Below are 22,433 nucleotides of genomic sequence, written 5' to 3'. Positions count from 1 at the left end.
ATATTATATGAGTTACATAACCTTGTAGCTTAATCTTTCCAGATTAAGTTTTTTAATTTAATATCAAACTGGAAAGTTTGATCTACATTGCTCCGCAGTAAAACGATATAGTAGGCGAAGGATGGACTTCCGGAGTACCACCCGCTGTGCAAGTTCTACTTAGCTAACAATTACTAATTTTGGGTATGCTCCAGCAGAAATGCGAGCATTTGTGCGCTCTTATCGTAAAACTGGGTTTTTCCACCACCGAAACCATGTCCTTCATTATAATCTATGCGGCACAGGATGGGGTTTTCATTGCCAATATTCTCGGCGGCATATTGCAATCCTGCTGCAAACTTTCGTGCATGATACGGGTCACAACGCGAATCATTGAATCCCCCGGTTACCAGAGTAGCGGGATATTCTGCTTCCTCATCAATATTATGATACGGTGAATATGCCAGCAGATAATTAAATTCCTCTTCATCTTCCGCTGAGCCATATTCTTCTTTCCAGATATTGGCAAATTTGTTTTTATGGTAGCGGATCATATCAAGGAGCGGAACCTCAATTACGGCAGCAGCAAATAATTCTGGCTTCTGAACCAGGCAGGCTCCAGTAAGCAGACCACCATTACTGCCACCCATAATACCTAAATGCTCCGGTGAGGTATATTTCTCATTAATTATATATTTTGCAGCAGCAATAAAGTCATCAAATACATTCTGCTTCTTCTCTTTCATTCCCTCCTGATGCCATTCTTCCCCAAATTCTCCTCCACCACGCAGACATGCCGTTACATATATTCCACCCTGTTGGCATAGAGCCAGAACCCCAGCACTGAAATTTGGACCCATTGAAACATTGAAGCCACCGTAACCGTAAAGTATAACCGGATTACTGCCGTCTTTCTGCATATCTGCACTGTGACTGATGATCAAGGGAATCCTGGTCCCATCTCTGGAAATAGCATATTCAATTTTTGATACGAAATCAGTGCTGTTATAAGCAAACTCGGGATTAATATAAACAAAATCCTGCTCCAAAAAGTTTCTTTCAAAATCATACTTATATCTGATATATGGAGTTACAGGATTGCTGAAATAGATATAAATATCTTTCTCATCCTGCAAACCGCGCCAGAAGGCAATCCCATTACCTGGCAATTTGATCTCCTGCAAAAATCCACCATCAGTATCATATATTTCTATGGTATTATAAATCCCATCCAGATAATTTATAAACAGCTTCCCATCCACTATCCCAAATTTTTCAATCTTGCTATCCTTCTCAGGGATAAGAAGTTCCCAGTTCTCCCGCTCTGGTGCTGAACAATTTACTTTATAGATACAATTTTTAGGCGCATCTTCATCAGTCAAAATGTAAAGATGATCATTATATATCTCAATATCAAGTTGAAATTTAATTTCCGGCTTCACTGCCTTCATTTCTCCACTTCCATATTTCTCAATCCAGAAAGACTGTTTAAAGATCCCTTTACCATAAATTAAATACTGCTGATCATAACTCAGATAAGCATTTGCCCACATTTCTTTTACTTTATCATCAGCGAAGATCAGCTTATCTTCTTTCGCGTCTGTTCCCAGCCGATGCAGATTTGTCCGCGCCCAGTAATCCTGCTCATTTTCCGGAACCTCTGGAGGTAATGGACAATATCTGTAATAAAATCCGCTGTCATCAGGCAGCCAACTGTTAGTATATTGTTTATGCCCCTGCAGTTTATCAAGTAGATGTTCTCCACTGTCAATATCCATAATCCGGAAATCAGGATCTTCTTTACCCCCTTTGATTACTCCGTAATTAAGATAACGTCCCGTATTTGATATTTTATAATGACCCAAAGTCTCATCATTTGCCCAATTATTAGGATTCAAGATTTCCCGCGGTTTGCTTTCAGCATCCTCCATGATCATCAATATCGATTTCTCTTCCGCTGCCAGTTGCCGAGTAAAAAGTAAGCGAGTTCCACCCTTCACTTTGCGGGGAATGGAATCAACATCATAATAATAGCTGTCTTTAATTTTATTGAAGAAGTATTCTCTTGCTGGTAATGCCTGAAGATATGGCTCAGAAATCGCATTCTGGGCTTTATCCCAGTTAAGTACTTCTTCATCACTGCTATCTTCCAGCCAGCGATATGGATCATACACCTTTTTCCCATGAATTTCATCTACAATATCATCTCTGCGAGTATGCGGATATTTAAACATTATTTCTCCTAATCAGTGATTTTTATTTTGTATGAGTTAAATAATATACACAATTATGTCAATTAAAATCATTTTATTTTTTCCTATATTTCACATGTTATTTTAGCTTTATTCCAGGTTATTTCAATCCCGTAAGTGCCAAACAGGTGTTTTATACTTTCATATAAATCTAAGTTATTGATATATTGTCGGTTATCTATGCGATGTCTAAGTTTACATAATATTTGGGCTGAGGTGGGGAAATTTTCACCTATAAAAATATATTACTGGTAGTGCGTTTGATTTATATATAAATAGATATATTTTGATATTTATTAAAGAATTTAGTGATGTAAAAAATCTGGATAAAAAAATAAGGCAGGTTATGAAAAACCTGCCTTAATTATATTAGCTACGGTTTATTTTATCAGATCTTGCAACGTAGCCACATATGGGATTGCACCACCTTTTATATAGCCGTTGTGTTTTTGAATTACATTGCCAGAACTATCGGTGAGAATAAGAGTAGGAAGTCCCTTCAATCCAAATTTCTCAACCATTTGCTTGTTATAGTTTTCTTCATCTGCTGGTAATTTTGTATTTCTTGGAAAATCAAATCTAACTAAAATGAGATTTTCTTTGGCAAATTTTTCAAATTCCTGCTGATAGAATATCTCATTGTTCATCTTGTGGTAAAAGGGGGTCCAGTCAGAGCCAGAAAATCTTATCAGTATTGACTTGTTTTCTTTATTGGCGAGTTTTTTTGCTCTATCAAGATTTTTTTGCCAGACAAGTCCCTGATCATCAGTATAGGTGAAATTTGCTTCTTCTGATTGAGTTATCTTCAATTTTGAACTGCGGACTAAGCGGAAGCCAAGGGAGTTGATGGTGCCGCCAGTGTAGCGGGCAGGGTTGTATCGGGCGCGATAATCAGCCCGGCAGCAACTGGCATCACCGCTCCAGCCACCACCCCGACGCACTCGGTCAGAGCCCGATGCAGGTCCATGCGGATCAGTCTGTGCACTTTCGCTGTAATCACCATACCAGTCCCAGCACCATTCCCAAACATTGCCACTCATATCATATATCCCTAACTCATTAGCCTGTTTTTCACCTACACTATGCGTTTTTCCTGAATTATCACGATACCAGGCTACACTACCAAGATCATTACTGCCAGAATACTTATAGCCCTTGTTTTTGTTCCCCCCCAGTGCAGTAAACTCCCATTCTGCTTCTGTGGGCAGACGGTAACCATTAGCATTGAAATACCACGTAATATTACTTCCAGAGCCACTATAACAACGATCAAGTCCTTCCCGATCACTCAATTTATTACAATATTCCGCTGCCTCAACCCAGCTAACTTCCTCAACAGGAGCATCTTTGCCTGACTTCTTGAATTCAGAAGGATTCGTGCCCATCACAGCTTCATATTCACCCTGAGTAACCTCATATTTACCTATATAAAAATCACTCACAGTGACTCTATGCACTGGCTTTTCTCTATCTTTTCCACTTGTACTGCCCATCTGGAAAGTGCCACCTTCCACAAATACCATGCCTTTTGGTGGTACTTGCCCTGGCTCAGCTATCAATATTCCAGTTAATAATAATACTAATATCACCGCATAAATTGCTTTTTTCATATCTTCTTCCTCCTATTAAAAATTACCTCTTTCTGATTTTGTTCGAATATTAATATTCAGGCTTTTTTTTGCAAGAATAAAATATGAACCACGAATAGCTTTCGCAAGCTTACAGCTCATCAAGAATCCGCTAATAATACGCGAATAAATGTAAGAAAATAAAAAATGAGAAAGGCGTTTAAAGATTTCATGCATTATTCTCTTATTTAGCGTTCTTCCATTCGCGTTAATTAGCGGTTTTAGCGGTTGAATAAATCTTCAGATTACTTTTTCTATGTTAATCAGTGGAATTTATGTCTATGACTATTAAAGAAATCAGACCAGGATGGTCTGGTTATGCAGCATAAACCTTTGGCTTAGATGGTTTATTCTCCCGCATCTGCGCCCCACCTGTGATTTCACCGACGGTGCACATCTGCTAAAAAATAGTTCGTTTTGTTAGTTTTGTTCGTTGCTTAAAAATTCTTCACATTACATTCTTTCGTGTCATTTCGTGGTTTTCGTAGTTGATAATTCTTATATTACATTATCTGTAAAATTAACCATTGCGAAGGTTTAGTATATACACGTAGCCTAAGTTTACATAATATTTGGGTTGAGGTGGGGATATTTACACTTGTAAAAATATATTACTGGTTGGGCGTTTGATTTATATATAAATAGATATATTTTGATATTTATTAAAGAATTTAGTGCTGTAAAAAATCTGGATAAAAAAATAAGGCAGGTTAATAAAAACCTGCCTTAATTATATTAGCTATGGATCATTTGATCAGATCTTGCAGCATTGCCACATAAGGGATTGCACCACCTTTTTCATAGCCGAGTTTTTGAATTACATTGCCAGAGCTATCGGTGAGAAAGAGAGTAGGAAAGCCCTTCACTCCGAATTTCTGAGCCATTTGCATGTTATAGTTTTCTTCACCAGCCGGTAATTTGATTTGTTTGGGGAAATCAAATCTAACTAAGATGAGATTTTCTTTAGCAAATTCTTCAAATTCCTGCTGGTAGAATATCTCATCTCTGATCCTGTGGCACCAGATGCACCAGTCAGAGCCAGTGAAATTTATCAGTATAGACTTGTTTTCTTTTTTGGCGATTTTTTTTGCTAAATCCAGATTTTTCTGCCAGACAAGACCCTGATCATCAGTATAAGTAGAATTTGACTCATCAAATTTAAATTCCAGAGATCCTTTGAGGAATTTTACATATTGAAATGCTCCACCTTCTCTGTATCCTGTCTGTAATGCTACATTTCCATCAGTATCCAGGATCAGCACAGAAGGATAACCCTGAATATTATATTTTTGCTGTTTTTGATTATTATAAGCTTTTTGCTCTTTTGACAGAATATCAGCGCGAGGAAAATCGAGTTTTACCATGATCATATTTTCATTTACATAGTTTTTGAATTCCTGTTGGTCGAAAACTTCAGAAGTGAGTTTATCACACCAGCTACACCAATCTGAGCCGGTAAAAAAGACGAAAACATGTTTATTAGAAGCCTTTGCCTTTTGCAGGGCATCTTCTACGTTCGTGAGCCATTCGATATTATTTGCTGCTAATGAAAGAGAAATAAGCATAAGAATGGCAAGTATTGAGATTTTAAGGCGCATTAAATTTTAACTCCATTATTAATGATTATAGAATTGATTTTAGCGGTTTTTGCCAGCATCAGATATACGCCGCAAAAACGCTCTTCTGCCACGGTAACAGCTTTGGTTAACTTGGCATTATCAAGGTTTTCACCGGTGAAATTGTAAAATAGATCAATCCGGTCATATACCTGGGGGTGTTCAGTTGTCTTATTTGCTTCCACTTCAATTTCAAGTTTGAAATCTTTGATGCGCATTTTTTTTAAGATACCCACTACCCCAAAAGAACTGCAACCAGCTAAAGCAGGCAGTAATAATAACATGGGACCTGGTCCGGTATCATTTCCACCCTTTTCTTTAGTGGTATCGATATTTATTTTGTGACCACCCAGATCAGCTTCGAAACTTACATTACCTTTCCAGGTGATTTTGGCTTTATTTACCACGGGCAATTTCCTTTTCTCTTAATAATTCGTTATATGTTGTGAGATATATCATCACATGGTTAAAGATTTCATCAATATTCTCAGTTGGGAACATTTCGATAAGTTTTTCCTGGATTATCATCAAATCCTGAATTGATTCACTGGCGATTTTTCTACCTTTAGCCGTGATTTTAGCCAACCAGCTTCTACGGTCACGACGAGAGGCAAAGCGTTCTACAAGCCCTTTTTCTACAAGAGTATCAATCAGGCGGGTTATTCTACTATGGGAAACATTTAATTTTTCTGCAATATCATTCATGCAGATGGCGGTATTCAAATCGTGCAGATATTGCAATAGATCACATTCAATCCGACCAAGATTCAGTTGCTTTCTAGTCATGATCTCTCTTTTCTGGCAAAGAGTATTGAGTTCTTTGCTTAACTTTGCGAATTTTACCAGGTTCTTTTCCATAATTCCTCCACGCTATAATTCTAATAGCTTTTTTAATTTCTCTTTATCAAAACCAACAACCGGGCGATTATTCACCCAAGTTTGGGGGACGCCCCTTTGCCCACTTTTTTTAATCATATCACGCAACGCAGAAGCGTCACGCGAAACATCTATCTCTTTGAATCTGATCTGGTTTTGTTTTAGATAATCCTTCATCTTTTTGCACCAACTGCAAGTTGGCGTTGAAAATAAAATCACAGTTTTAGCTTTCATCTACTATCTCCACCTTATACTATTAATTATAGTATAACCATAAAATATTATTTTCCAAAAAATATTCCACATTCCAAAGATTTCTATATTAATTAATAAACACAATACAACTTTTTCATTTTTGAAAATTTTATACAAGATAAAAATAAAATAAGGCAGATAATTTATAAATTATTCTGCCTTATTATTACCTAACCTGAGCGATTCTCATTTGCTAATATCACTAATCTTTTTGGCATCTTGAAGTTGGGGAAAATTTTGAAATACCATGCGGTATTCCTGCAATTTTTCACAACTCAATCTGCTACAGATATTAGCAATCTGAAACAAAACAGAATCGCTCAGATTAGGTATTAGCTAAAATATTATTATTTAATAGTTTCCAGTAATTTTGTGATGATCTTATTAGTATCCAGACCTTCTGCTTCAGCGGCAAAAGAGACTAAGATCCGATGCCTTAAAACTATGTGAGCAACCTGCTTAACATCATCAATAGAAGGAGTGGGTCTTCCCTCCAGAGCAGCCCTTGTTTTGGCAGCAATTATCAGATACTGAGAAGCCCTGGGACCAGCACCCCAGCTAACCCATGTTTTAATAAAATCAGGGCATTCTGCATTAACAGGTCTGGTGGCACGCACTAAGTTAACAGCATATTCCATAACATGGTCACTAACAGGTATTTGTCGGATAAAGTTCTGATAAGTGACAATGTCTTTGGCGTCAATAACCTTTTTAATTCCGGAAATTCTATTAACAGTAGTCTGTTTTACAATGTCTACTTCTTCCTGATGACTTGGATAATCAATAAGAATATTGAACATAAATCTATCAAGTTGAGCTTCCGGGAGTGGATATGTACCTTCCTGCTCAATAGGATTTTGAGTAGCCATCACCAGGAATGGTTTTTCCAGTTCAAAAGTATTATTTCCAGCAGTGACCTGATATTCCTGCATTGCTTCCAGAAGTGAGCTTTGGGTTTTGGGAGGAGTTCTATTGATCTCATCAGCGAGAATGATATTTGCAAATATGGGACCTTTGAGGAACTGGAATTCTCTTTTACCTTCCCCTGATACTTCTGCCAGAATTTCAGTACCGGTAATATCAGAAGGCATCAGATCCGGAGTAAACTGGATACGGCTGAATTTCATATCAGTTGCTTCAGCCAGGGTAGATACCAGCATTGTTTTTGCCAGACCGGGAACACCCTCGATCAGGCAGTGACCTGCAGCAAAGATAGCTGTAAGGAAATTAACAATTACTTCTTCCTGACCTACGATATTTTTTTTGATCTCGTTGACGATTGCATTTCTGACTGCATTCAAGCTTTCTAATGTTTTAGCCTGTTCATTACTCATATAAAATTACCTCGTAATTAATTTCTTTATTTTCTATTGGAGACCAATTGATTAAATCTTAGTTTTAAGGCAAGCAAAGAAATGATTCCACATAAGAAAATCCAGATGGAGGTAATCAGATGAGAGAATATAACTGCTGCACTCGTAAGATTTTTATCTATGCCGAGAGCGATAGAGAAAATTAGTACCCACATAAATTGATTAGACCCGATTTGAGCGGGAGGCGTTGGCAGGATATACGTTAGATTCATCAATGTATAACCGAATAAAATCCTGAAATAAGTGGTTTCTGCCCCGAAAGCTTTGAAAACAAAATAGACATATAGTGCTTCGGAAAATACTGCTGCCAGAGTGATGAGATAAATAAGCATATACGCAAATATTCTTCCTTGCATGATAGCCATACCTGCAATGAAATCAGAGAAGAATTGATGCAGTTTGGGTCGCCAGGAAGCCGGAGCTATTCGTTCTATGCCTATGAGAATATTAAATGCTTTTTGCGGGTGTTTGACTGTGAAGAATACAAACAGCAGAAGTAAGATGAAAATAAGTAGAAGCAGAATAATGATGATCATTAGTAGCCGATTAATTTGCACAGTTAATAAAGGGATCAGAATTATTATCAGCAGAATCGGAAACAGGTCAGTGAGTTTATCAATAAAAATGGAAGGCAAGCTTTTGGAAACAGGAACCTGGTCTTTATTTTTTAAGATAATTGATTTTGCCAATTCTCCAGCTCTGACAGGAATCAGATAGTTTACCAGCATACCTGACATAAATACTTTGAAGGCATAGAAAATACTCATATTATATACAGGCTTGAGAATAATTTTCCAGCGCCAGCTTCGCAGAATATAGGCCAGAATATAAAAGAACGAAAATAGGGGGATCAAACTGAGATCATAATTCCTGAAATACTCGATGAGAATGTTCCAATCTACCATATGCAACCAGATGATTAGAAAGATCAAACCCAGAAGTATGCCCACTATCAGATTAATCCTATTTTTCATAATCCCTTTTACGAGCAATGATATAGCGGTGATGTGACCAGAATTGTTTTATGCACTGAGGAAGTGGTGAATCCTCGATGAACATGAATCTTTTTACTTTATTTTCCAGCTCAGGATCTTCACCAGCATACCATGCCATCATTGACCAGAGCCAGTCAGATTTTTTATTGCTTTCAACCTTGAAACCCAGTTTTCTTTTGAGTTCATCAACCGGCAGACATGTATCAGGCCAGGGCGGAGTATCAAAAACACCTTCTTCCAATATATCAAGACCATAAGTCCGTAATATTTGCTTTATACGGGGCATTTGCACCCAGCGAGTGTCAATATCATTTCCAGTGAAAAATTCTCTATCAAGCAGATACTTGCGTAAAGGATAACCTGGCTGTGATGTATTATTCACCGAGATCATCACTAATTTTTTGGAAAGGTCTATCATCCGGTTAATAATAATATCTGCGTCATGATAAAACCAGAGAGCAGCAAAATTCCAGACCAGATCATAACTTTGCTCAGGTAAGTCTATTCTACCTATTTCTGAATGAGGACAGTAATGAGTATTCAGCTTATGATCAAGCTGCAGCAACTGCCAGTTGTTTTTCACTTTTTCCAGTCGTTCCCAGTTATCATCCACTATCTCCACCTCAGCATTCTGCTGGGCAAAATAAACAGAATTTATCCCATCCACACCCGTCATACCATACATCGGGTATTCCAGGATTCGTTTAATATTGTTAGTTTTCATTAGACGCTTAAAAATATAATTCAGCCTGAAACGCTCATATACTGTCCCCAGCCCCTCATCATATTTCTCGATTAATTCTTTTTGATTTGCTTGATTTTCTTGTACCATTGTACTGTGCTCCTGATTCCTGTTGTGGTTTCTATATTCTTTAGTTTTAAATCCTCATAAGCTGCTTCTACATTATAATACCAGCTTCTGCTGAATAATTGGAAACGACTTGCCCAGGCTTTATTACCAAGCAATCCGGCAATTCTGGCAGCTGTATTAAAATACCAGTTCGGAATAATTAGTCTTTTATCAAAATCCTTTCCTTTTAGCTCCTGACTGATCGTATCTGCCAGAGTTAATAAATCTACTGGATTGCGGTCAGCAATATTATATATCTTGCCTGGCTGATAATCATTTTGCAGCAATTGCTGAACTGCAGAAACGAGCAGATCCACGTTTGCCAGGTGAATACTGGGAGCCTGTTTTGGTAACAGGATTTTATTTTTATCAATCATTTTTATCAGACTGTAAGGGAACCCGAAATCCCCTGTTCCATAGGTGATGGCAGGTCTGATAATTACTGAATTAAGTCCATAAAGCACATATCTATTTACCAGTGATTCAGCCTGGATCTTACTTTGATGATATAGATTATCACCTACCCGTGGAGAGCTTTCCTCAGGAGGTAAACTCACCGGGACACTACCAAATACGCCAACTGAGGAGAAAAACATGAACTTTGACTGATTTTTTATTGCATGCAGTGCTAATTGCTCAGTCGATTGCACATTTGCCTTTAAATAGTCATCAGCATTGTTCTGAGGTCTATTTCTAATTGCTCCAGCGTGGATTATCGCATCATACGTATTTTCTGTGAGTATTTTTTTTAACTTGTTAATATTTCTTAGATCCAGAAGAATTATTTCTGCTTTTTCTGGTAAATTATCCAATCTTTTTTTGTTTGTCTCTGGACGAACAAGAAGGGTAATATCATATTTCTTCATACTGAGCTGCTGCACTATATGACGACCGATAAAACCCGTAGCACCCGTGAGAAGTAATTTTTTATTCATAACCAGTAAAAAAGGTCTTAAGTATTGACCAAATTGATTTAGGTTTGTCCGGCAATCTCCAGTGATTGATCAATTCAATTTTTTCATCTGAAGAGATTCTGGCAGGATTATTTTCAAATAACTCATCAGCGATCTTATCTCCGAAATTGTGGGACACAAGCTGATAGGCACCTGCAAGCACAGATTCCTGATGATCTCCGTGATTATCTGAGGCAATAAAGTGAATATAGCCTTTTTCTAACAGACCAAAAGCAGTGTGTTGGACATTTCTGCCATACATTCCCAGTAAACTGCCGGCATTGATCTGAAGATATATGTCACGATGCAGGAAATCTTCCACAAGATCAGGCTTCCTGATAATATCTGAATAACGCTCTGGATGTGCCATGATCAATTTATATCCTGCTTTCTGCAATTGATAGGTCTGTTCAAATATATCTGCGGGAATTTGCAGCAGCATACTTTCAAAGAGGACATATGAGCTTTCACCTAAAGTAAGTTCCTCAGCCTGGATAGTTTCAGCGGCATGATTATCAATAAAAAACTCGCTTCCCAGCACAAGCTGGATATTTAACCCCAGAGCTTCTACTTCTTTCTTCAAATTATCATAAACCGGCAGGATCACCTCTTTTGTATTATGATATAGATTACGCATAAAATGTGGAGTCAGATATACTTTTTTTACTCCTGCCTGGGTCATAATTCTGAGCTGCTCGATAGTCTGCTGAAGCGAAGAACTGCCATCATCAACTCCTGGCAGCAAATGAGTGTGAATATCTATCATTTTTTTCTACTACTGTGGATTGCCCGGGCAAATTCCCTGATCAGATGGATATCGAAACCCTTTTCCAGAATATTGCCAGTTACCACGAAATCTGCTCCAGCAGCTGCCTTTTGTGCTGCAGTATCAGGATCTTTTATGCCTCCTCCCACTATGAGAGGAATATTAATATCAGATTTTACCAGAGAGATCATGCTGTTTGAGATTGGTTTTTTGGCTCCGCTGCCAGCATCCATATAGATGATCTTCATCCCGATATATTGTGCTGCCAAAGCATGAACCGCAGCAATATCATCTTTGGCATGTGGAATCGGCATACTGTGGCTCATATATTGCACAGATGAATTATTCCCTCCATCAATGAGCAAATATCCGGTACCTATCGCTTCAATTCCATATTTTCTTATCAATGGTGCTGCTCTCACCTGCTCACCGATCAGCATCTGGGCATTTCTTGAGGATACTACAGAAAGCAAAAGCAAAGCGTCAGCATAGGGTGAAACAAAATTGAACAGCCCTGGAAATATTAAAACCGGAATGTTTTTAACCGATTCCTTGATAATTTTCAAATTCTCTTCAAAACTGTCTCGATACATCAGGCTACCGCCCACCAGGATGCCATCTGCCCCATTCTCTTCACTTTTTACAGCATATTCTTTTGCTTCCTCTGCACTCAGATTATCGGGATCTAACAGGCAAAAATAGTTTGCCTGATTACGAGACATTTCAACTAACCGCTTATAAGTATTCATATAAATCTTCCTATAGCAAATATGATCAATAAAACAAGCATATCAAGTTTCATTAATCGGGATATTTTATTATAGATTTCCACCTTGTTTTGTGATGCTATGATCCGGTAAAATATCAATATTGGTAAAATCACAAAGAAAAGTAACAGTATAAATTGAGAATTTGCCAAGCCCTTCAGAATGAATAAATATGTGGTGAACGCAATTATCGCCAGAACAGGGATTAGACAAATACTGACAACTTTCTTTTTTTCCCAGCGAATTGCTATTGTACTTGCTCCTGCAAAACTATCTCCTTTGATATCTTCCAGGTCTTTTACAATCTCTCTCAGGAAAGTATAGAAGAAAGCAAAAAATGCGATTATCAAGCTGTTTTCTATATTCTTCCCAGCTATTCCTCCAAAGATAAAGCAGGAAGCAGATGCATAAGCTACCAGCAGATTACCTACAATAAATTCCCGTTTAAAAAATCTGGCATATAAAAATAGAAACATGGAATTAATGAAGGCTGTTAAAAGACAGATGATACTCCTGGTAAAATAGGAGAATATTATTCCGATCAGGAAAAGAATGATACTGTATATCAGAGCATTATTGCTTTTCATGGAACCTGATGGCAATACTCTATCCGGCTTATTAATTCTATCTATTTCAATATCATAATAATCATTCACAGTATAACCCGCAGCAGCGACAAAAACCCCTGAAAGAACCGCTGAAATAATTTTCCAGATCCCAGAGATCCGGTATTCTGGATACAGAGCACCAAAAGCAATGCACAAACCCACAAATAAAAGATTAAAAGGTCGGATTATTTTTAAATAGCTCAATATTCAATACTTCCTATGGTAAGCGTTCCTTCACCTGGTTGATGTACTCAATCAGAACCTCATTACCTTCCATATTTTTGATGAGATTATAGCAATCACGCAGAAGTTTCTCAGCAGTTTTTTTGGATTTCTCAAGTCCAATCAGGCTGGGATATGTTGCTTTATTACCTCGAGCATCAGAACCTGGTTCTTTACCAAGTACTTCATAGGTTCCCACTTCATCCAGAACATCATCAACTATCTGATAGGCAAGTCCAAGGTTCAAAGCATAATTTCCTAAAGTTATAGTAAGATTTTCCTCTGTGTCATTTAAAACACATGCCATTTCTATAGCTGCCTGAAGCAAGGCACCGGTCTTTTTCATGTGGATATATTTCAAGACATTAATATTTATCTTTTTGTTTTGGGAAATCAGATCCACCGCCTGACCACCAATCATTCCCCGCGTACTAAGCGCTCTTGTGAGCACATCTATGCATTTTACCGCATGAGAACGGTTTTTTATATCAGTCAAGACTTCAAAAGCCTTAGTGATAAGAGCGTCTCCAGCCAAAATTGCAGTTGCAGGAGAATACTTTATATGCACTGATGGCAATCCTCTCCGTTCCAGTGAGTTATCCATACTGGGTAGATCATCATGCACCAGAGATGCGTTATGAACGAGCTCCAAAGCTACTGCTGCGGGTAATACCCTATTCAGTCGATTAAGATTCTTTCTACCCATTAATATCTCATAAGTAGCAAAAAACAATATAGGTCTGAGCCTTTTCCCCCCACTGAACACAGCATAATTCATTGCTTCATTCAGATTCTGAGGATATTCGTCTTTGGCAGGTAAATATTCTCTTAAACCTGCTTCCAACAAGTCTGTCCTGCTTTTAAAATACTCTTGAACTAACAATTTTTACCTCACTTAAATTTTCAATGGTAATGGCACTCGCTTGCCATTTTTCGCAGATTCATACATTGCCAGGATAATCTCAAGTGATTTTCTGCCTTCTCTCCCATCTGTTTCCGGTTCACCAATTCCATGGAGTACATCAATCACATTTTTCAAATATCCCTGATGACCAAAACCATATACACTGGTCGGATTAGTGTCACATTGCTGAATAAGTTTATCATCATCTTCATAATCCTTAAATTCCCAGTGCTCTACTTTATTGACTGCTATACCACCTATTTTCACTGTTCCCTTTTTCCCCATAACTGTGATGGAACCTTCCAGATTCCTGGGAAAAATATTCATCGTTACTTCCACGGTTCCCAGCATCCCATTGCGGAATCGGATGATCCCGGTTCCCATATCCTCTGTTTCAATATTATGATCCAAAGTTGCCGTCATTGCCATCACACTATCAACCGGACCACCCAGCCATTGGATAAGGTCCATGTAATGAGATGCCTGATTCATAAAGGCTCCACCGTCAAATTCCCAGGTTCCCCTCCATTTTGCCTGATCATAATAATGCTGAGGACGCGACCAGCGAACTGTGGCATTTAAACTGAATATCTTCCCAAATCTACCTTTATTTATAGCCTTTCTTAATAATTGAATTGCAGGATTGAGTCTGTTTTGTTTCACTACAAAGAGCTGAACCTGATTAGCATCGCAGGCTTTAACTAATTCATCTGCTGCTGCCAGGCTTATCCCCATTGGCTTCTCTGTTATCACATGAATGCCTTTCTCTGCTGCCTTGATCCCCATCTCAGGATGCATACCACTGGGAGTACAAATCAATATAGCATCAAATTTCTCATCAATCAACATCTTATCGTAACTGGTATATACTGATTTAATCCCATGTTCCCGAGCTGCATCTTGTGCCCTTTGTTCAATAATATCACAACAACTGATAATCTCGGCACCTTCTATTTGCGCAATTGCCGAAAAATGCTTGCTGGATATACGCCCACAACCTACTAATCCTAATTTCTTTGTCTCCATTTAATCAGTTATCCTCCATTTTTTCTACAATAAACACCTTATTTATTATTTATCTTATTGTCAACTCTTTCTTAACCCTAAGTAAACTCTCCGAACTGTTTCCTAATGTTCTTTATCTTCACCGGTTTCTTTTTACTACAATTGTGAATTTTTCATCTCCAATTGTTTTAAGTAATTCATCAGTGATTCAATAATTTCAGGATTATCTCCGAATTTCTGGAAGTCTTTGTTAGAAGCATATTCCAATCTTATCTTTAAATAAAAATGCAACAAAAAATATTAACAACTGATTAATTAACTGGATAGTAATAATTTATCAAGAGAATAAAAATAAAATAAACTTGACAAAGCAGAGCAATGAATTTGTTTTCGTTTCGTGTACGACATAATTGTCGTAATAGAAGAGACAATGGAGGTTTGATGCCCGGAAAGCTCACTAAGGATCTTGTTAGAATAGGTCTTACTGAAGTTGAAGCTAATGCCTATCTTGCTCTTCTTGATCATTATAAAGTGTCTGCCAGGGAATTGTCATTAATTACCGGCATCTTCCGAACGCAGACTTATGACGTGCTAAAAAATCTTATCAAAAAAGGATTGTGCACCGAAGTATTTGATAAAGTGAAAACCTATGTTCCTGTGGACCCTGAACTTGCCTTTGATCCCATAATACGGGATATTGACGAGCAGGCAAAAACAGCTCGGAATCTTACCCGGCAGCTTCACCAGATGTTTTTATCTAACCAGAGTATTGAGCACAGCAATGATAAATTGATTGAGGTCTTAAGATCATCTAGCGCAGTACACAAAAGATTGAAGTCATATCTGGAGACTACAACCAAGGTTATTTTATCCTTTAACAAGCCACCTTACCAGCTCAGGCTGAATGGCGATAAAGGAGATTTGCTTGCCTGTTCTCCGCACGATTCCAGTAAAATTGTGCATAAGTCTATCTTTCAAATAGATAGCACTAATCCCAGGCATTCGCTGGAAGTTGCTCAAAAATTCCAGGCACTTGGTGAAACGGTAAAGCTAGCACGATTTCTGCCCATGAAGATGATGATCTTTGATAATACCAGAGTATTTTATCTTCTGACAGCAGATAATTCAATTTCAGAAAGTGACACCGCTACCTTTATCCGACATCCAGAGATCACACTGACTTTGATAAATTCTTTCTGGGTAGAATGGCAACGCAGCATCACACTGGATGAATTCCAGCAGGAACTGGATAATGAAAAATTAAATCCCTCCTCAAAAGCAAAGAGCGTCCCTTAAACTGCTCCCTCCCATTAGCAGGGGGCGCTCTCCTCTTTTATCTTTGAGGATTAAATATTTTTTTTAGTTTAAATCTCTCTTCTTTTTTGCCTGAACTCATCCGAGTTCAGGCTTTTTTTTATCCTAATTATCTTATCTATATAAAATTAACTAAAAAGCTCTTGACAACTAATCGCCCTCGAGAGAAATAGTTTCTTCGAATAAGGAATTTAGGAGAAAAATTATGACTAAAGCTGATTTAGTAAAGAAAGTTGCTGATGCCACAGGAATTATCCGCAAGGATGTCGCTCTGGCTGTTGATGCATTCCTGGATGCCATTAAAGACTCTATGGAAGAAGGTCACCATATCGAAATTAGAGGTTTTGGTACATTTAAACTTAAAACCCGTAAAGCACGCATGGGCCGCAACCCCAAAACTGATGAAAAAGTTCAGGTTCCCGAAAGAGTAGTTCCTACTTTTAAATTCTCACGTGCTTTCAAAGAAGAAGTAGATTCTTCAAACAAATAATTGGAGGATGAATGCCCTGCGGAAAAAAACGGAAAGGTTATAAGATCAATAACCACAAACGGAAAAAAAGACTGCGTAAGAATCGGCACAAAAAGAAAAAATAATTTCTTGAAATTGCTCTAATTAAGCAAATGGTTATGATGAACCTTCTCGTTTAAGCAGAAGATATTCATTTCAGACCGATAAATTAAGACCCGTTTTTGACGGGTCTTATTTTATTATTTACTGTCAGGTTATTCATCTTTATTTAATATTTATTTCAAACCCTTATTCTGCGTAATTAGACCATATACTGTAATCAATTATTTATTTATTTAACATCTATTAAGTTAATTTAGCAAGCCATGATGAGAACTATTATAGCAGCAAAGTAAAAAAAACTTGACATGATGTCTCCACTTTATTTCATTTGGCACGTGGGTTCTCACCACCCACTGTGGTTTTTTCTTAGCCATATTTTCTTCTGGCGATCCAAATCCAGGATCTCGCCAACGGGCAAAATTGGGTTAGGTGTTGTGCAGCATTCTTCCTTCTGCCGAAAGTCTTGTGTGGGGCTTGACGAATCGGTTTGCAAAAAGCCTGCCCAATTTTTTGCTTTTTTATTCTACCACCTGCAAAATTACATTTCCTTCAGTCAGCTTTTCATCAATAAAATGTATCCGATTTGATTGGCATTAGTTTATAGAGATATTGTTACCTGTATTGAACTGGTAAATTTAAATGTAAATATCTGTCTATTATCTTCTGATAATCCCTGAAATTACTGTTTATAAAGAGGTGTTTTGATCAGAAATACGGCTCCATTATTACTATTAGCAACCGAAATACTCCCCAGGAATTTATGTTCGATGATCATTTTTGCCAGATAAAGACCAATCCCGCTATTTTCATCATTAGATTTGGTTGAGAAGTTAAGTGAGAAGATCTGGTCAATCAGCTCAGGTTTGATCCCACCAGCATTATCAGATATCCTTATCCAGGATAAATTATCCTTAATCTCCTGATGTATTGATACATAAGCCGCATTTTTATCTTTTCCGGCAAAAGCATCAAAAGCATTATTAAGTATTATAAGAATAACCTGCAGCAATTGATTACTGCTGCCTGAGAGAAGGCAATTATCTTTTATTTTGAAATCGAGTTTAATATTTTCATTTATGAAACGATAATCAGTAAATCGAATAGATTTTTCAATCACTTCCCGTACATTAAAAATATCGTATTCCTGCTTTTCCTCAAAGAAAGAGCGGAAATCTTTGATCGTATTATTCATGGAAAAGATCACTTCTTTACCAGAAACTATTTTAGTATGTAGTGAATCCTCATCCAGTTCATCAAATTCCCAGGCATCATAGATTGAATCCAGAATTATGGAAAGTCCATTCAAAGGCTGTCTCCACTGGTGTGCAATTGCAGCTATCATCTGCCCCATCTCTGCCTGCCTGGCATAGATCATCATCAGTTGTTCCTTTTCATTCAGTTTGTCTTGCACTTCCAGAGTCGCTTGATAACGGGCAATTTTTTCTTTTGTAGTTTCATCCATGATTAATTCATGTATTTCATAAGACTTCTTAAGTGTATCATAAGCAAGTTTGCAGTCACCGATTTTGTCGTAACAGGATGCCAGTAATCGCAATATTTTTTCCTGATCGCCCAATTTTTCCTGTTCCTCCGCTGATTCAAGCGCAAATTTCAGATGAGGGATTGCCTCCTTTACTTTCCCGGAACTCTCCAAGACTGCTGCCAGCTGATATTTAACATCAGAATAGCGATTCTCTAACTCAGTATCATTGATCAAATTATTAGCTTTCTCAAAATACTTGATTGCTTTATCATATTCCTGCTTTGAGGAATAGGCATTGCCAATATTGATACAGCATGATATCTTACGGATTAAATTATTACCTTTCTCATATTTCTTTTCCAGTTCTAATCCAATTTTAATGGCTTCATCTATATCACCCACTTCTGAATTCACAGCAATCAGGTTTAGCATCAGTTCCGATTGATCAAAATCATTAGCTTCGGCAATTTTCTGCGCCTGAAGAAAATATTTCAAAGACTGGTCATTCTTTTTTAGATTCCGAAATAGTACTCCAATATTAATTGTCTCATTATAGATGATATTAATGTCATTATATTTATGTGCCAGATCCAGAACTCTCATAAATTCATCTATGCCAGTAGAGAAGTTACCTCTCTCAATATCAATTATTCCCCGAACCTTATGATAATATATTTGATCTGACATATCATTAGTTTCCGGAAGCAGATTTCCGATTTTATCTATATATTCTTTGGCTAAGTCTGTTTTACTCATATGCACCAGGTTAAAGACGTATTCCTTATAAATAGAAATCTTCTGATGTGGATCAGGATATTGTGAAATGTCGATCCTGTTCAGGATATCCAGCGCCTTAGAGGGTGACTGATTTCGGATTTTTTGAGCTTCTGTTAATAACTGGTCATTATTCATAAAATCCCCTTATTCCAGTTCCAGGCTTTTCATCTTGCGATAGAGTGCTTTGCGATTCATTCCCAGATATTCTGCAGCCTTTGTCTTATTCCCCTCAGAATTTATCAGTGCATTATTTATAAGCTGCTTCTCCAGATCCGATACTATATCATAAAAATTACCATCCAGATCAAATATATCTTCTGCCTTTGACCCAGGATGTGCCGACAGCGGATTAGGAATTAGATCCTCTAAAGTCAATTCTCTGCTTTCGCACATCAGAACTGCCCTCTTTAATACATGCTTCAGCTCTCGCACATTGCCCTGCCAGTCATGCTCGCAGATATATTCCAATGCCTCTGGCTTGAATGATCCCACCTGCTTTCCCAGTTCCTGGTTGGCTATTTTCAAAAAATATCTGGCGAACTCAGGTATATCTTCTCTACGTTCCCTCAATGGTGGTAAATGTATCTGAAATTCATTTAACCGATGATAGAGATCAAGCCGGAATTTACCATCCTTAAGAACTTCCTGTAAATTCAAATTTGTAGTTGCTATCACGCGTACGTCCACAGGGATATCCTTGTTGCCACCTACGTGCCTGATCTGACGTTCCTCCAATGCCCGTAAGAGTTTAGCCTGCCCGTCAAATGATAGATTTGTGATCTCATCAAGCATCAATGTCCCGCGATGTGCTGCTTCAAATTTACCCTGACGTGAATGATCTGCACCAGTGAAAGCACCCTTCTCATACCCAAATAATTCGCTTTCGATCAAGTTCTCAGGTATCGCACCACAATCTACTGCCACAAAGGGATAATCCTTCCGCTCGCTGCGTCGGTGGATCAATTGAGCAAAAACCTCTTTACCGGTTCCACTCTCTCCTGTAATTAACACGCTCATCCCGGTTGGTGAAACCAGATCTATAGATTTAATAATATTCTTGATCGCTCTGCTGTCACCTATCACTAGATCGCTTTGGCGATTGGCAAGCTGCTTTTTGAGCTCGCGAACTTCTCTATGCAGCGAATTGGTCTTTAAGGCATTTTTGATGATGATAAATAATTCTTCCAGGTCAAAGGGTTTGGTGATATAATCATGCGCTCCCAGCTTCATTGCCTTCACGCTCTGCTTGATATCTGCTGATGCCGTTAGCATGATCACTATCTGTTCTGGATTCAGCTTCATGATCTCACCCAGTGCACTCAATCCTTCCATTACCGGCATATATATATCCAGAAACACCAGATCTGGGCTTTCTTTCCGAAAAGTTTCCACACCCAGCTTTCCATTTTCTGCTTCAAACACCTCGTATCCCTGTTCCAAAAGGATATCCCGCAGTGTCTCCCTTGCTTCCACCTTATCTTCGCAGATCAGGATTTTTGCCATATATACCCCTTAAATATAAGACTTCAATCAAAAATTATATCTTCACCTTTTTTAAAAATACTCTAACTTTCAGGATTTAGACAATTCATCCATCCATATTTCTTAATTCACTCTCAGAATTCTTGCCTAAACACCCATTACTTGCAATTTCTGACTCTTTTCCCTCTTTACCTTTCTATAAATTAACATTATATTTATAAGTCAAGGAAAATCAGTTTCCTGGCAATTCTGCAGAAAATATCCGACTATTTTTTTTAAATTATTAATTCTTCTAACTCAGTAACTAAGAGGAAACAACTAACGTTCCCTACGAAAAATAATGAATTTCTACAAATTTATCCCAAAGACATCTATATATTATGTAAACTTGTGACCTGCGACCATAACTATATATAATTATTTATTTTAGACCTTTCACATGTCCTAAAGTAGTATTTAAGAGGAACAACAAAGCACATAGTGACATTTTTTTGTTAGATAGTGCTATGTTGTTACACCTGTTTAGCAGTTATATATCTGAAAATATCTGATAAATTTCTGAAAAACAGATTGAAGTTATCAGATTTGTTTAGAATTAAATTAATATAATTAGCTTTGCTCCTTTTTTAAGGTCCTTGATTTTTTTTGAGCAAGACATCATTATCAATGATGCATTTTCTACTTGATCATATCATTTTAGGGATTAGTAAAACTGAAATAATTATAGCTATCAGCAATATATTTTTTGCCCTCCGCAGAAATTAGTGGGTAAACAGTAAAACAAAGGTCATCAGAATAGCTGAAAATTAACAAAAGGAGTTTCAGTTACAAATTATGGGATATGGGTGTATAAGAAAATCATGTTTTGGGGTAAAAATGGTGATACAATTGAGAAATTGCTGAAAATGTTTTTTTTCAGTAGAAACGTTACGGCAATATATGAATATAATTATGATATTTTATATGGTAAAGATGAATATTGATACACTTGTAACCCATATGGAATCCACAGGGATGGTACAGGGAGAATAATTGGGACAGAGAAAGTAGTTAAATAATGACATTTAAAATCTTTATGATTAAAAGCATCTAAAATGAGATAAAATGCGAATAATGTAACATATGGACTAAAATATATAATGAGATAAATTGAAAGGACAGGAAGTAAACAAGTGTATGGTGATTTGATCAATTGTCGAGTATTTACTATGCGAAAGAGAAATTACTAAATTTAGTCTTTGTGACAATTTTGAAGTCTGCCGTTAATTTCTATGGAGAGCCATTTTTTTTAGAGAAAGTGGCATTAAACTCTTTGCTGAGAAGCAAGAATCAAACACAAAAAAGGTTTACATTATATATCGATCAATTTAGTTGCTTCATATAGGATGAAATTTACAGTTGAAGAGAAATCTAAACAACCAACAAGGGAATTATTGTTTGATGATAATTATCAAGCAGAGATTATGTTTTTCCATAATAAAAGAACCCATTCCGTTAACTTACTTTTAACCTTCTGGCAATATAGGGACAACAAAGGGGTAAGAAGTAAGCAAGGCAAGGCTGAACGGCATAACACATAGATGTCATGCCGTGCCTCCTTGCCTTACTCGGGTGTTGCCCTCTTGTTACCAGTCAAGTCCCAAATGTTGGTGTAAATGTATTTGTTTATTTTGTTCTATTATAGCGGAATTTTGCCAGTTCAGAAATGAAGGCAAAAACATACAAGATTCCACTGAAAAACTTACGATTATTAGCTT

Annotated in this window: 20 protein-coding genes; 3 read left to right on the top strand and 17 right to left on the bottom strand. The window is 37.3% G+C overall.

The features are described 5' to 3' along the window. Positions 1–173: 173 nt before the first annotated feature. The 15 genes from RAO94_10800 to RAO94_10730 form a co-directional block, all read right to left on the bottom strand. Positions 174–2,213, bottom strand: a complete 2,040-nt coding sequence (locus RAO94_10800) for a prolyl oligopeptidase family serine peptidase (GenBank protein MDP8322827.1) — start codon at positions 2,211–2,213, stop codon at positions 174–176. Positions 2,214–2,611: 398 nt separating this feature from the next. Beyond that, positions 2,612–3,841 carry an SUMF1/EgtB/PvdO family nonheme iron enzyme gene (locus RAO94_10795; protein MDP8322826.1) on the bottom strand — a complete coding sequence of 410 codons (1,230 nt, stop codon included), beginning with the start codon at positions 3,839–3,841 and terminating at the stop codon, positions 2,612–2,614. 764 nt (positions 3,842–4,605) lie between these two features. After that, positions 4,606–5,457, bottom strand: a complete 852-nt coding sequence (locus tag RAO94_10790) for a thioredoxin family protein (GenBank protein MDP8322825.1) — start codon at positions 5,455–5,457, stop codon at positions 4,606–4,608. Further along, positions 5,457–5,882: an OsmC family protein gene (locus RAO94_10785; GenBank protein MDP8322824.1), complete on the bottom strand. Its 426-nt coding sequence runs from the start codon at positions 5,880–5,882 to the stop codon at positions 5,457–5,459. The genes RAO94_10790 and RAO94_10785 overlap by 1 nt, the downstream gene beginning before the upstream one ends. Next, entirely contained in the window at positions 5,872–6,333 is a 462-nt protein-coding gene (locus RAO94_10780) for a MarR family transcriptional regulator (protein ID MDP8322823.1), read from the bottom strand. Before RAO94_10780 ends, RAO94_10785 begins: the two co-directional genes overlap by 11 nt. Before the next feature lie 12 nt (positions 6,334–6,345). Then, positions 6,346–6,585, bottom strand: a complete 240-nt coding sequence (locus RAO94_10775; protein MDP8322822.1) for a glutaredoxin domain-containing protein — start codon at positions 6,583–6,585, stop codon at positions 6,346–6,348. Between the two features lie 368 nt (positions 6,586–6,953). Then, complete coding sequence (locus RAO94_10770) at positions 6,954–7,940, bottom strand: MoxR family ATPase (protein ID MDP8322821.1); 987 nt, start codon at positions 7,938–7,940, stop codon at positions 6,954–6,956. A gap of 26 nt (positions 7,941–7,966) precedes the next feature. Then, positions 7,967–8,953: a lysylphosphatidylglycerol synthase transmembrane domain-containing protein gene (locus RAO94_10765; protein ID MDP8322820.1), complete on the bottom strand. Its 987-nt coding sequence runs from the start codon at positions 8,951–8,953 to the stop codon at positions 7,967–7,969. After that, entirely contained in the window at positions 8,943–9,806 is an 864-nt protein-coding gene (locus tag RAO94_10760; protein MDP8322819.1) for a hypothetical protein, read from the bottom strand. The genes RAO94_10765 and RAO94_10760 overlap by 11 nt, the downstream gene beginning before the upstream one ends. Beyond that, positions 9,770–10,759 carry an NAD(P)-dependent oxidoreductase gene (locus RAO94_10755; GenBank protein ID MDP8322818.1) on the bottom strand — a complete coding sequence of 330 codons (990 nt, stop codon included), beginning with the start codon at positions 10,757–10,759 and terminating at the stop codon, positions 9,770–9,772. Before RAO94_10755 ends, RAO94_10760 begins: the two co-directional genes overlap by 37 nt. Continuing rightward, entirely contained in the window at positions 10,752–11,543 is a 792-nt protein-coding gene (locus tag RAO94_10750) for a CpsB/CapC family capsule biosynthesis tyrosine phosphatase (protein MDP8322817.1), read from the bottom strand. The genes RAO94_10755 and RAO94_10750 overlap by 8 nt, the downstream gene beginning before the upstream one ends. Beyond that, positions 11,540–12,292, bottom strand: coding sequence for a geranylgeranylglyceryl/heptaprenylglyceryl phosphate synthase (locus RAO94_10745; protein ID MDP8322816.1), 753 nt, complete (start codon positions 12,290–12,292; stop codon positions 11,540–11,542). The genes RAO94_10750 and RAO94_10745 overlap by 4 nt, the downstream gene beginning before the upstream one ends. After that, positions 12,289–13,122, bottom strand: a complete 834-nt coding sequence (locus RAO94_10740) for a geranylgeranylglycerol-phosphate geranylgeranyltransferase (protein MDP8322815.1) — start codon at positions 13,120–13,122, stop codon at positions 12,289–12,291. Before RAO94_10740 ends, RAO94_10745 begins: the two co-directional genes overlap by 4 nt. A gap of 13 nt (positions 13,123–13,135) precedes the next feature. Then, positions 13,136–13,984, bottom strand: a complete 849-nt coding sequence (locus RAO94_10735; protein MDP8322814.1) for a polyprenyl synthetase family protein — start codon at positions 13,982–13,984, stop codon at positions 13,136–13,138. 51 nt (positions 13,985–14,035) lie between these two features. After that, on the bottom strand, positions 14,036–15,070 hold the full coding sequence (locus RAO94_10730) for a Gfo/Idh/MocA family oxidoreductase (GenBank protein ID MDP8322813.1): 1,035 nt from the start codon (positions 15,068–15,070) through the stop codon (positions 14,036–14,038). Positions 15,071–15,490: 420 nt separating this feature from the next. Here RAO94_10730 and RAO94_10725 point away from each other — a divergent pair, with 420 nt between their 5' ends. Together RAO94_10725 and RAO94_10720 are read left to right on the top strand one after the other, a co-directional pair. Next, the gene (locus RAO94_10725) at positions 15,491–16,345 is read left to right on the top strand and encodes a helix-turn-helix domain-containing protein (GenBank protein ID MDP8322812.1); all 855 of its coding nucleotides are present in this window, start codon (positions 15,491–15,493) and stop codon (positions 16,343–16,345) included. A 223-nt stretch (positions 16,346–16,568) separates the two neighbouring features. After that, positions 16,569–16,853, top strand: a complete 285-nt coding sequence (locus tag RAO94_10720; GenBank protein ID MDP8322811.1) for an HU family DNA-binding protein — start codon at positions 16,569–16,571, stop codon at positions 16,851–16,853. Positions 16,854–17,613: 760 nt separating this feature from the next. On the opposite strand, the gene RAO94_10715 is transcribed toward RAO94_10720, so the two are convergent. Then, positions 17,614–19,329, bottom strand: a complete 1,716-nt coding sequence (locus tag RAO94_10715; GenBank protein MDP8322810.1) for an ATP-binding protein — start codon at positions 19,327–19,329, stop codon at positions 17,614–17,616. A 9-nt stretch (positions 19,330–19,338) separates the two neighbouring features. Continuing rightward, entirely contained in the window at positions 19,339–20,697 is a 1,359-nt protein-coding gene (locus RAO94_10710; GenBank protein ID MDP8322809.1) for a sigma-54 dependent transcriptional regulator, read from the bottom strand. Positions 20,698–21,521: 824 nt separating this feature from the next. Here RAO94_10710 and RAO94_10705 point away from each other — a divergent pair. Then, on the top strand, positions 21,522–21,659 hold the full coding sequence (locus tag RAO94_10705; GenBank protein ID MDP8322808.1) for a hypothetical protein: 138 nt from the start codon (positions 21,522–21,524) through the stop codon (positions 21,657–21,659). Positions 21,660–22,433: the final 774 nt, after the last annotated feature.

The sequence above is a fragment of the Candidatus Stygibacter australis genome, assembly GCA_030765845.1.
Lineage (GTDB): Bacteria > Cloacimonadota > Cloacimonadia > Cloacimonadales > TCS61 > Stygibacter > Stygibacter australis.
This window is presented reverse-complemented; position numbering and strand designations above follow the sequence as displayed.

Bases quoted from the DNA above. Each gene is read 5' to 3' on its own strand.
- RAO94_10755 (MDP8322818.1), bottom strand. From the start codon at position 10,759: ATGAATAAAAAATTACTTCTCACGGGTGCTACGGGTTTTATCGGTCGT.
- RAO94_10780 (MDP8322823.1), bottom strand. From the start codon at position 6,333: ATGGAAAAGAACCTGGTAAAATTCGCAAAGTTAAGCAAAGAACTCAAT.
- RAO94_10795 (MDP8322826.1), bottom strand. From the start codon at position 3,841: ATGAAAAAAGCAATTTATGCGGTGATATTAGTATTATTATTAACTGGA.
- RAO94_10745 (MDP8322816.1), bottom strand. From the start codon at position 12,292: ATGAATACTTATAAGCGGTTAGTTGAAATGTCTCGTAATCAGGCAAAC.
- RAO94_10765 (MDP8322820.1), bottom strand. From the start codon at position 8,953: ATGAAAAATAGGATTAATCTGATAGTGGGCATACTTCTGGGTTTGATC.
- RAO94_10750 (MDP8322817.1), bottom strand. From the start codon at position 11,543: ATGATAGATATTCACACTCATTTGCTGCCAGGAGTTGATGATGGCAGT.
- RAO94_10790 (MDP8322825.1), bottom strand. From the start codon at position 5,457: ATGCGCCTTAAAATCTCAATACTTGCCATTCTTATGCTTATTTCTCTT.
- RAO94_10775 (MDP8322822.1), bottom strand. From the start codon at position 6,585: ATGAAAGCTAAAACTGTGATTTTATTTTCAACGCCAACTTGCAGTTGG.
- RAO94_10715 (MDP8322810.1), bottom strand. From the start codon at position 19,329: ATGAATAATGACCAGTTATTAACAGAAGCTCAAAAAATCCGAAATCAG.
- RAO94_10730 (MDP8322813.1), bottom strand. From the start codon at position 15,070: ATGGAGACAAAGAAATTAGGATTAGTAGGTTGTGGGCGTATATCCAGC.
- RAO94_10710 (MDP8322809.1), bottom strand. From the start codon at position 20,697: ATGGCAAAAATCCTGATCTGCGAAGATAAGGTGGAAGCAAGGGAGACA.
- RAO94_10760 (MDP8322819.1), bottom strand. From the start codon at position 9,806: ATGGTACAAGAAAATCAAGCAAATCAAAAAGAATTAATCGAGAAATAT.
- RAO94_10800 (MDP8322827.1), bottom strand. From the start codon at position 2,213: ATGTTTAAATATCCGCATACTCGCAGAGATGATATTGTAGATGAAATT.
- RAO94_10720 (MDP8322811.1), top strand. From the start codon at position 16,569: ATGACTAAAGCTGATTTAGTAAAGAAAGTTGCTGATGCCACAGGAATT.
- RAO94_10725 (MDP8322812.1), top strand. From the start codon at position 15,491: ATGCCCGGAAAGCTCACTAAGGATCTTGTTAGAATAGGTCTTACTGAA.
- RAO94_10770 (MDP8322821.1), bottom strand. From the start codon at position 7,940: ATGAGTAATGAACAGGCTAAAACATTAGAAAGCTTGAATGCAGTCAGA.